We start from the raw sequence: 9,826 nt of genomic DNA, 5'->3' as shown, positions 1-9,826 counted from the left end.
AGCCCGTCTTCACACCCTTGGGCGTATCTTTCGAACAGTTCCACCTTTTCTGGATAAGGAAGGCGGTGTAAACGCTGGCAACCTTCGCACCGATAGTGGGCGGCAACGATGAACCAACGCCCTGGCTCAACCGAAGATAGTTTCTGGGAGAGCGGCATCAGGTCGCGTAACTCAAACTGCCGACGCCAGAATCAGCGTTATCCCCACCACCGTCGACCTTGTCGGACGTGTGAAGACCTTGAAGCGAGAGGACAAGCTAGGCCACGCGACTTTGCGGGCGATCCGTGAGGCGAAATCGTGATGTTAAATGAAGTAAGCCCGCCGCTGAGCACACAACAACAGCGACGGGCCTTGCTCGCCTACGCTTGGTGGGGATTGATAACCAAGCTGAACTTAACTTGGATTTCAGAAACAGGTTCCAGCGCTACCAAAAGATTTGATCGCAGGTGGCCCGGCACCGGGTCTCGAATCGGTGGCGGGGCTTTGCTCGGCTGTTTCAAGGAGATTTCCTTACCAATCGCGTCCCGAACTTCCATTTCAGAGACATGTTCCCTGGTCGTGGGACAGACACTTCAGCCTTTACAGGACGGCTTGATTTGGGGGGCCTTGGGCGTCGCTAGTGCTTGAAGCGAAGCTTCTGCAAAGTCCGACCGTAGATGGTAGCGAACAGCAGAGGCGTCTCTGACTTCCATGCGGACGCAAGCAAGCTCGTCAAGCAAGACACGCCCGCTGGCGCATAAGGTTGGCACGGATCGCACGCGAAAGCTCGATGTCGCTGAGGCGTTGGGAATGGGAAAAGTCAGCCCGATGTAGCACGTTCGTTTATTGATCACCTAATTGCCCACTGCTGCGGGCGTAGGCGGAGATCGATCAGGTCCCCGCAGATCTGACAATGCCCGCTATGCGGATAGCGACGGCATCAAGTCCGCCCTGGCAATCTCGTCAGGACGTGTGCCGCCGCTTCGGCCGTGTGGGCAGTGCACCCGAGAAGGTCGCCACCGCCTAACCTTGCCGGGTATTGGCGACGCCGGCCTATTGGCGACGCAATCCCAAACTCCCCACGATCCCTCGCTCAATATGACAGTTGAATCTGTGCTGGTGATTTTCCATGCAACCTCGAGGGGAGAGATGGTTCTGCTTGGAATGGGAAGCGTGGTGGGCTGGGTGGCGCAAGGCCAAGGTATAGTATGCCAACGACGTTGATCTCCCTGAAGGATGTCGATCTGAAGCGCCGGATTGCGAGATGATCTCTAATGGCAACCGGTTGTGCTCCCCAATGATCTAAGTCAGGTCTGGAGACGAGCGGATGTCTCCAAGCAGCCTCACGTAGTCTGCCTCCGGCTGACCGTAGGTGCCATTTGCAGATGCCAGAAGGCCGCTGCGGTCCCGGATACGCACTTCGCCACGTCGGGAATAGATGAACCCGCGTCCTTCCAGCACCTGAAGCCCAACGGTAACTCCCGGACGCCTCGAGCCCAGCATGATGGCTAGAAACTCATGGGTGATTACAACGCGTCCACCGTGGACCCGATCATCACACATTAGAAGCCATCGCGCCAAACGCTCTTCAAGGTTTGCGCGCGCGTTGATCAGCGCCGTATAGCTGGTCTGGATGTGGAGATACTGGACATAGCGCAAGAGTAAGAGGCGCAGCGTCGGGCTGTTCGAGAGTGCCGCCTTGAATGGCTCAGCTCCGATCCTGAAAGCGTTGCCGGGCAGCTGGACAAAACATTCATGCGCGGCATAGTCAGCCCCCATCACGAGCGCCGCACCAGTCATTCCCTCAAAACCGATAAGCGCAACCTCGGCTTCCCTCCCCAAGGTCCTCGCAACCACAGAACCGATGCCGTCCTCCAGGAAGTACATCGTAGTGATCTCCGAAGCGGCTTGCTCCAGATTCATTCTCAAATTGAGGGCACATGGCTCAAGGTGTGGCTGCAGAAGCGCTAGGTCATCGGGGTTGAGCCGACACAGCAATCCGTTTTTATAGGAATTGTTCTTTGGATTGGTCATGGCTCAATCCCGCCTGGGGCAAGAGCTTTCCAATCTCCTTGCCGTCCGCGCCCGTAAAAACGTGCAGACGATCTTGTGACGCTACGCCTCTTGGCGCGACAATCATAGGAGAATGCGAATCGATGCACGGCGAGCCCCCGCCACCGTGATTACAAAAGACTTGGAAGAAATGTCAGAGTTGGAAACGTACCGAGCTCGGGTTTGTACTAAACCGACATTCTGACGCCCCGGCCCCCGTCTTCATTTTGCCTGACCAGCGGAAGCGGCAACGGCCTAGTCTTGGCTTCTGACAGCAACGATGCGAGGCATGGCCGAGCCTCGCTTCGACTCCCGTGCCCGTCTCGCCATCTTGTACCTTCGTCGCGACCTGACTGCTTCCTCCGCCTGCTCGCGCGACATCTCCCCCGCGCGGCCAAACGGCTTCTTTTCTGGCATTCGATTGTCGTTGGCACGTTGGGTCACTGCCATGTCCGTCTCCGTTCGGAGCCGAACTTCGATTTGCCGGAACTATTCCATGCAGCACCCGCTGGTGCTGAGCGTGTTTTCAGCTGAGGTGAGGCGTTGTGAGGTCAAATTCCGTCGCGCTGCATTTCTAGCCTTGCATTAGAAACGCCATCCAGAATCCGGTGATAAAGCACGTCGAGCAAGTGGAGGTATTCAATCAATCTTGCCGGGCCGACCGGCCTTGGATTCCTCCAAGTCCAACTGGGCGCGACTGGCATGAACCAATGCTGCGATCAAATTTTCGTCGGCTGACTTTTTGCCGGTGTAGAGGCGCACAAGCTCGCGCGCCTGGACCTTCCAATTGGAGTCCGGGCTATCCCGGACGGCTGACGTAAGAGCCCGGGAGAGTATGTCGAAATCCAACAACGAAATACTCGGTCGGCTTCCTTTCACGATCAAATCCATCCTGTTGATCTGCGGCGTTCGCGACACTCGAAAGGTGGACAATGACCAGCATCGGCATCACCCAAAATAGGTCCATTCCTTCACGTGCTCAACTTTCGGAAGCTCTCGCTGACCGATCATAGGACGCAGCGGCGCAGCGTAAATACCGCAGGGCAGCACCACTGCAATAACAAAGGTTAAGCGGTAGGCACAAAGCCGACTAGCTGCGGTTTTCTTGTCCAGCTTGCCTCTTCGGCAGCCCTGCCGATGACCGAACGCGTCAAAGATAAGCGGAACCTAATCTCCCGGCGTAGCTTGTCTCGATATGAGCGATCATGCCGAGAAACTAGTACCTCGCCCTCCACCAAGGTGGCAGAACCCGAAAGGAATTCTGATCTCGGCCGCTGTCGCTGTGCTTGCGTTCTGTGCTCTTCGCGGCTCGTGGAACTTTAGATGAGCACACGCGGCATCAACTTTCTGCACAAGTGGATTGCTAACGACATCCCAGAGACGGCGCCTCCCGACGCGGTCTCAATCGGTGAACTCACCCACAAGCTCCTGGCCGACGCCAAAGCGGTCGGCATCAAGAGAATAGAGCTGGATGAGGATGTGGATAGCCTTTACCGCATTTTCGTCGAAGCCATCGCTCACTTCGACGCCGGAATTCCAGAGTAGGTCCGCGGAGCTACGGTCTCATTCAAAAAGCGGATGCATCCGCTGGTGGGATTTTTATCAGATGGCGATGCCGTTCGAACAACACCAGCTTGTCTGGGTAGCCGAGACGAATCTTGGCATTGCAGGCCTCGCAACGAAACATGGATATTACCTTGAACCATGATCCTCGCCTTACAATAGGATGGCAGCATTTGGGGCAGTCGAAAACGAGCTCCGCATCTCCCAACTCCTCAGGTATGGGCATTGAAAGTCCTTTGTGGGGAGTTTGATCCATCCGGCAAACTGCGGTCAGGGTAAGCCCCGTGACGGTTGTAGAAGATTGGGTAGTCATAGGTCCATCCCACGCTACAATCCCTTTCAAGGCTAGGGTTCGCCCCCCGTGCGAACCGACGACCGCGGGGAGGGACGTAGCTGTGGCCGCCCACGCAACATCGATCTCCCGAGACAGTTCCTTACCGGAAGCCAAGCTCGGACCAATGCGTTTTGGCGGCGGGACTTAGGTCCGGCCCGTGAACTCCGCCACGTTTGTATCTGGCTTGGTCTTCAGCGAGCTACCCATCCGGTAATGCTGCCCGCAGGTGTCGACGGGGTGGCGGGCTAGTCAGTCTTTTCATGAGCAGCTCGGAACTGCCCCTCCTCGAAGCACCTCCGCGCCTCTTGAGCCGTCGCCTCACCGGCCATAGCGGCCATGCAGGCGCGGACAGCTTGGTTCCACTTAGGGCCACGCTTTGTCCATTTCACCAGATATTCGGAAGCGGCCTCCACGCTGTTGACGTTGTAGGTCATGCCGGGTCGCCCCCCGATGACGGGAACCGGGGGTGAACCAGTGGGTTGCCATCATACGACCCTCCCTCGCGACAATCGACGCTTGAGGTCTTCGGCATTCAGTATGCCTACCAGATCTTCGGCGTATTCCTGATCCAAATATTCCGCCGGTGCCCCCCATGCATCGGCTGGCTGGCCGGTAAACACGTCGAATACCGTCCAGCTCTCGTCCGAGTCTTGCCTTAAGCCGTATCGCAGTTGCACCACGAGGCTAATTTAGGAGATCGGAATGTCTGATGCAAATGTCTGAGCGAGGGGATCGTGTGACTGGGGGGCACGTCAGCCAGGAGCTGCCAGCCCTGCTTGTGAATTGAGAAGGTTTGCGAGGCCCGTGATGATCTGGGGCATAACGAACGGCTTGGTTATCATGAGGCTGTTTGGCACTCCAAGTGACGGCCAGTCCTCCGCACCATCGCCACTCATGTAAATGACTGGCAAACTGGGGTTGACGGTCCGCATGTGACGGGCGACGTCCCAGCCAGTGGGGCCTTCTCCGATCCTTATATCGGTCAGGAGGGCTGCGACACCATCCGGGTTACGATCAAAGGTCGCGATGGCATTGTCCCCTTTATAGACGGCAATCACCTCGAACCCGGCTTCACGCAGCGAGTGTTCGATATCCAGGAGGATAAGGCTCTCATCCTCCACGACCAGGACGGCACCTGAGTTCATTCGACGCCAGCTTCGCTCGTTGGTATCCGGGCATGCAACGGTGGCCGGCTGCGAATGTTCCTCGACGCCCCTAACATTGCTAATCGGGCAGCAGCATTTCCTCCTCCTCAGCCGCATCCTCGAAGAGTACACGGAAGTCGTTGGTCGGCATCTTGCCATCCATCGCCGTCAGGCAGGCCTCCGCCGCCAGTCGCCATTTGGGGCCACGGTTGGACCACTTCAGTAGTTCCTCGGCGGCAGTGTCGATACGGCTGATCCCAAGGCGGAATCCCGGTCTGTCGGTCTTGACGTAGACAGGCGGGTTGAACCAACGAAGGGGCATCAGGATTCGCGCACGTCGAACGCAACGAAAAGCTCCCGTTTCGTGGCACAATCGACGATCATCGCGACCAACTGGCAGTCCGTCTCATGGAGATAAAGGCCGCGCTCGCGCACTGCTGTAATGGTTGCTTTCACGGAAATGATGGCGCCCGGTTGAGGGCCCAAAAGGCTCTCTCGAACCAGCTCCTTGGCCGTCGTCTGCGCAGGCCGGACAGGTGTTTGAATGTCCATCCCATCCTCCCAGAGAGACAGAACCTCAATCGTCTATTCTGTGGCGCACTTTCTGAAAAAGACAAGTACCAGAAGCGTACAAAGCGGGTGGTGACGGGCGCGACCTTCTTGGGTCTGTGCGCTGTCATCAGACCATCCATGGGCGCTCATGGTCATCCAAACTCAGCGCGGAAGGTCGGCCACCCCGAAGGAAGAATGTGCCTGTTCGGACATACATCGTCCGGAAGATGGTGGGATTACGGTCGCAGGAGCGCGCCGCCAAACTGCGCCCATAAGCGTTCGCACTCTCTCGCCCTTAGGCTCGGCGTCGCCGGTTCGCCGTAGAAGACCATGGCTCGGCGAACGTCGTATCCAGCACCGATGCGTTCGCCACGAATTGAATGGCCATTCCCAAGGTGATGGGAGCGATTTTGGCACCCGCTTTGGTCGTGAGGTCAACCACACCGAACACTTCCGCACTGGCACGCCTGCCAGCCAAAACGGCCCTCGAGATGGCACTCTTCACGGCGAGGAGCATTTCGGTCAGTCGTCCGCTGAAACGGCTCTACAAACTCTCAAAAGCAAGGTTTGTTCCCGGTCACGCGGCATCTCCCCAAGTGCCGGCTGCAAAAACCAAACTGGATCACGCGGCCTTTCTCATACCTGTGTAGTTGATATCAATCTGCTCGACCGGAAGGTCAGGCCGCCTAGCCCAGTTCCTCTCAGCGTCAAGCAGTTCATTCGGCCCAGTCAAGCCGTTCATGAACAGCCTGAGCACGTGCGCAGCTATGCGCTCTCCTCTCTCCGAAGCGAGAGGTACGCCGCGCTCGTTGCAGACCGTGTGACAAACGTGGGCCAGCATCTCAACATCGCTCGGCTCCAAAAATCGGCCCGGATACAACATACCATTTCCTTGTTAGACGATTGCGATGGATGTCCCTTACGCAAGGTCAGCGGCAGCCACAATCAACTATGATAGTGACGTCTCGACGCTGGCAAGAAAGCAGGTCGGTCGCGCTGGCTGGCCACGGGCCGTCTGCTCTGGGCAGCGCGGCGGAACATTAGCGCCCGCTGTAAGTTGGGCGCCAACCCCAACAGGTTCTTCATGGCGCAGGTTCCTTCCTCGAACATTTTGATCCGCAAGCTCCAGACCATCTCGGAACTGGCAGAACCAGATATTGCAATTTTGGGAAATGCCCGGATTGAGGAGAAGCAATATCAGGCCAACGCAGACATTCTGCGCGATGGCGACCAGCCGACGCTTTCGTTTGTTGTTCTTGACGGCATGATAGGCTCGACCAAAATGACAGGCGACGGCAAACGCCAAATCACCTCCTTTTTTGTTCCCGGCGACATTCCCGACCTTCATGGACTGCATCTGTCGGTCATGGATTGCACCTTTACGGCTCTAATGCCCTCTCGGGTGGGCTTCATGCGGCACGACGCTCTTCGCTCTATTTGCGACCAGCACCCTTCGATAACCACAGTGTTTTGGCGCTCGACGCTTGTCGATGCGGCGATCTATCGAGAGTGGGTCACCAACGTCGGAAGACGCGACGCCTATACTCGCATGGCTCATATTTTGTGCGAACTTATTGTCCGCCTCCGCGCAGTCGGCCGCATAGAAGATCATGTGGCCCGCCTTCCGATAACGCAGGCTGCGCTTGGTGATGCGCTCGGCCTTTCCACCGTACACGTGAACCGAGTTCTTCAGGATCTTAGACGCGACGGCCTGATATCCACCGTGGGCTCGCATTTTCATGCAACCGACTGGTCAGGGCTCGTTCGCGCCGGGGATTTTGATGGGATGTATCTGCACCAAAGGGCCGCTGACGTGTTGCGCCAATAGAGGTGTTCCATGGCGAGATATTTCTTTGACAGCAGTGTCCGCGACGAGCTCATAAAAGACGATGAGGGGATCGAATGTGATGGGATCGAGGAAGCATGCCGAGAGGGCATGGACGGGCTCAGAGATTTGGCGCTTGAATTCTTCAAGGACCCCGATGGGCAGCAATTGGCGATCTATGTCAGGGACGAGGCTGGTGAAAGGCTGCTGAGCTTGAGCATCACGCTTCAGGGAAGCTGAGTGGCTTTGAGCTTACCCGGTTTCGCTGTGTGGCCGCGCAGGGGCTCCAGCGTGCGAACCCGCCGTACGCATCGGCGGGGCCTTACGACAGACCGCCGGGACCGTTGTGCCGCAACCAATGAGCCGGTCGGTTTGCGAACGTCAATAGCGCCGAGGAAGGCTAATCGGCGGGTCGCGCGGGACTCATGGTGGTGCGCGGTCTCAGCGCCCAGAAGACCTCGATCACGAGTAGACGCGCGTCTTGCATGGGCCTGGCCTGCGCGAGGCTGTTCTTTGGGCAAGAAAGTGTTAAGACCGGAACATCCGTGCGCGCCCAGGGTTGGATTGCAATCGGGTCGCATCGCGGCTTCCGCAGCCGTTTCGTGTCACCGGCAATGTGGGCGGGACGGGCTGTATTGCTGGCGCGAGGCGCAGGTGCTTGGATCACTGCGGTCTACGTCCGGCATGCTTGGAGCGCTATAATCGAACTTAGAGCGCTATAATCGAACTAGCCGAACGTAATCGGCTTCTGGCTTGCCGTAGGTGCCGTTTGCGCAGGCCGCAAGTCCGCTGCGGTCCCTGATGTGCACTTCGCCACGTCGAGAATAGATGAAACCACGTCCTTCCAGCACTTGCAGCCCAACGGTAACGCCTGGGCGTCTTGCTCCAAGCATGACGGCAAGAAACTCATGGGTGATCGCAAGGCGCTCGCCGTGGACCCGATCGTCACACATTAGGAGCCAGCGCGCCAACCGCTCTTCAAGGTTTGATTTTGCGTTGATCAGGGCCGTATAGCTGGTCTGGATGTGGAAGTAGTGGACATAGCCCAACAGGATACGCCCTCTGGCGCGCGATTGACAGTGAAATGCAACCTGATGCACGGCGGCCCCTCGGCCGCCCAATTACAAATCAGGGGTGTACAAAGTTAAAGGGTTGGAATCGTACAGACTCTGCTCCGTACGAATCTGACTATTTCCTGATCGAGGCAAAAGCGGGCATGATGTGCATCTTGCAAGGATGTCGACATTATCCGGTGGAATAAGGAACCAGCTCTCCCCTTAGGGCTGGATAGCGCCTGCCTTCTCGACTAGCCGCTGTAGCAGCTAGTGGGACTCAGCAATAATGCGGCGCGTTGACGTGATGTTCGGAAAGGATGATGTCAGCCTCAGCGACCGCATGCCGCTGGCGTTGGTGCGCAGCCATAATGAATAGCTAGGGCCGCGTCTTCATCTATCGGGCGGCTCACGCACCAAGTCGACCGTGACCTTCACGGTGAATAGGAGCTTGCTGGTGTGATCGCGGACATGGATGGCAACCTCTCTGAAAGTGCCGTCCGGCATCCGGTCTTTGGCCATTTCAAGCAACGCTCTTGCTGCCTCATCTTCAGCGGCTTCCCGGCTCGCAATTTCGGTTCCTTCAGGATCGGGAAAGACTTCGCCATCGTCGGTTAAATCAAAGAAGAAGCGGGCCATGCGACCCTAATTCCGAATCCCCAAAAAGGTTTCCTTGTAGCGCTACTTGCTGGTGATCCAATCCACCAGGCCAGTTTCCATCTGCTCGCACCCGGTGAATTCATGTACCAGGCTCGTGGCCAGATCACGCCATTGATACTCAGGCACACCCGTTTGCCTGACCAACTCTCGGAATGCCGAGCGGAGAATGTCGGCGTCAAAGGCGGAGACGGCGACGCTTGCCACGCCCGGATCTTCCCACCCTCGCGCCATGTCATCGTGGTGACGTTGGCGAAGGCGTTTGAGCAGTTCGCGCGATGTCTCGATTGCGCGCCTTGAACGATCCACGTCTTGGCGAAACTTGGCAGTTCCGATCATGGAATTATGCCGAACAAGATAGCCGGTTGCGATTACGGCTTGTGCAACTTCTAAATGCGTTCGAACCATCGCGGCCTCCCTTCCAGCGAAAGGAATTGTTTACCCTGTTGTCCAGCATAACCCCAACGGATTCGCTGTACGTTTTCAACCAATCGGCTATTCGGCGATTGTCGGCCAATTGCTGGGTTTTAGCTCCGGTGAGCGGCATTTCACCTCAAAGTGCCCTGGCGGCCGGCGCAGAGGTGCGCGAACCTTGGCGCCGACCAACAGAATCTGAGCGGTCATGCCTCGCGCTGGTGGAGTATATCGGCCCTTCGGGAACCACAGT

At 57.3% G+C, this 9,826-nt stretch carries 11 protein-coding genes and 1 pseudogene; 3 read left to right on the top strand and 9 right to left on the bottom strand.

From position 1 onward, the window contains the following. Positions 1 to 1,281: 1,281 nt before the first annotated feature. Positions 1,282 to 2,013 carry a Crp/Fnr family transcriptional regulator gene (locus tag P3C39_RS29885; protein ID WP_275954763.1) on the bottom strand — a complete coding sequence of 244 codons (732 nt, stop codon included), beginning with the start codon at positions 2,011 to 2,013 and terminating at the stop codon, positions 1,282 to 1,284. Between the two features lie 657 nt (positions 2,014 to 2,670). Next, a complete protein-coding gene (locus P3C39_RS29880) occupies positions 2,671 to 2,922 on the bottom strand; it encodes a hypothetical protein (protein WP_024505862.1) in 252 nt (83 codons plus the stop codon). A gap of 432 nt (positions 2,923 to 3,354) precedes the next feature. On the opposite strand from P3C39_RS29880, the gene P3C39_RS29875 reads away from it, so the two are divergent. Beyond that, positions 3,355 to 3,576, top strand: coding sequence for a DUF768 domain-containing protein (locus tag P3C39_RS29875; RefSeq protein WP_013525056.1), 222 nt, complete (start codon positions 3,355 to 3,357; stop codon positions 3,574 to 3,576). 597 nt (positions 3,577 to 4,173) lie between these two features. Here the strand turns inward: P3C39_RS29875 and P3C39_RS29870 are convergent. From P3C39_RS29870 to P3C39_RS29855, 4 genes are all read right to left on the bottom strand, one after another. Beyond that, a complete protein-coding gene (locus P3C39_RS29870) occupies positions 4,174 to 4,380 on the bottom strand; it encodes a DUF982 domain-containing protein (protein WP_275954855.1) in 207 nt (68 codons plus the stop codon). A gap of 300 nt (positions 4,381 to 4,680) precedes the next feature. After that, a complete protein-coding gene (locus P3C39_RS29865) occupies positions 4,681 to 5,073 on the bottom strand; it encodes a response regulator (RefSeq protein ID WP_013525059.1) in 393 nt (130 codons plus the stop codon). Between the two features lie 79 nt (positions 5,074 to 5,152). Further along, positions 5,153 to 5,395, bottom strand: a complete 243-nt coding sequence (locus P3C39_RS29860; protein WP_013525060.1) for a DUF982 domain-containing protein — start codon at positions 5,393 to 5,395, stop codon at positions 5,153 to 5,155. Next, a complete protein-coding gene (locus tag P3C39_RS29855; protein ID WP_013525061.1) occupies positions 5,395 to 5,625 on the bottom strand; it encodes a hypothetical protein in 231 nt (76 codons plus the stop codon). Before P3C39_RS29855 ends, P3C39_RS29860 begins: the two co-directional genes overlap by 1 nt. 1,084 nt (positions 5,626 to 6,709) lie before the next feature. Here P3C39_RS29855 and P3C39_RS29850 point away from each other — a divergent pair. Together P3C39_RS29850 and P3C39_RS29845 are read left to right on the top strand one after the other, a co-directional pair. Then, complete coding sequence (locus tag P3C39_RS29850; protein ID WP_013525063.1) at positions 6,710 to 7,453, top strand: Crp/Fnr family transcriptional regulator; 744 nt, start codon at positions 6,710 to 6,712, stop codon at positions 7,451 to 7,453. A 9-nt stretch (positions 7,454 to 7,462) separates the two neighbouring features. Further along, a complete protein-coding gene (locus P3C39_RS29845; RefSeq protein ID WP_013525064.1) occupies positions 7,463 to 7,690 on the top strand; it encodes a hypothetical protein in 228 nt (75 codons plus the stop codon). 476 nt (positions 7,691 to 8,166) lie between these two features. Here the strand turns inward: P3C39_RS29845 and P3C39_RS29840 are convergent. From P3C39_RS29840 to P3C39_RS29830, 3 genes and pseudogenes are all read right to left on the bottom strand, one after another. Next, a pseudogene (locus P3C39_RS29840) lies at positions 8,167 to 8,502 on the bottom strand (helix-turn-helix domain-containing protein); the annotation flags it as partial. Positions 8,503 to 8,895: 393 nt separating this feature from the next. Then, positions 8,896 to 9,141, bottom strand: a complete 246-nt coding sequence (locus tag P3C39_RS29835; RefSeq protein WP_013525065.1) for a hypothetical protein — start codon at positions 9,139 to 9,141, stop codon at positions 8,896 to 8,898. 42 nt (positions 9,142 to 9,183) lie between these two features. After that, the gene (locus tag P3C39_RS29830) at positions 9,184 to 9,567 is read right to left on the bottom strand and encodes a hypothetical protein (RefSeq protein ID WP_224673134.1); all 384 of its coding nucleotides are present in this window, start codon (positions 9,565 to 9,567) and stop codon (positions 9,184 to 9,186) included. Positions 9,568 to 9,826 lie beyond the last annotated feature (259 nt).

The sequence above is a fragment of the Mesorhizobium sp. XAP4 genome, from assembly GCF_029269325.1.
Classification (GTDB): Bacteria; Pseudomonadota; Alphaproteobacteria; order Rhizobiales; family Rhizobiaceae; genus Mesorhizobium; species Mesorhizobium ciceri.
The sequence above is the reverse complement of the archived record's forward strand: the minus strand, read 5'-3'. Positions and strand labels throughout refer to the sequence as shown.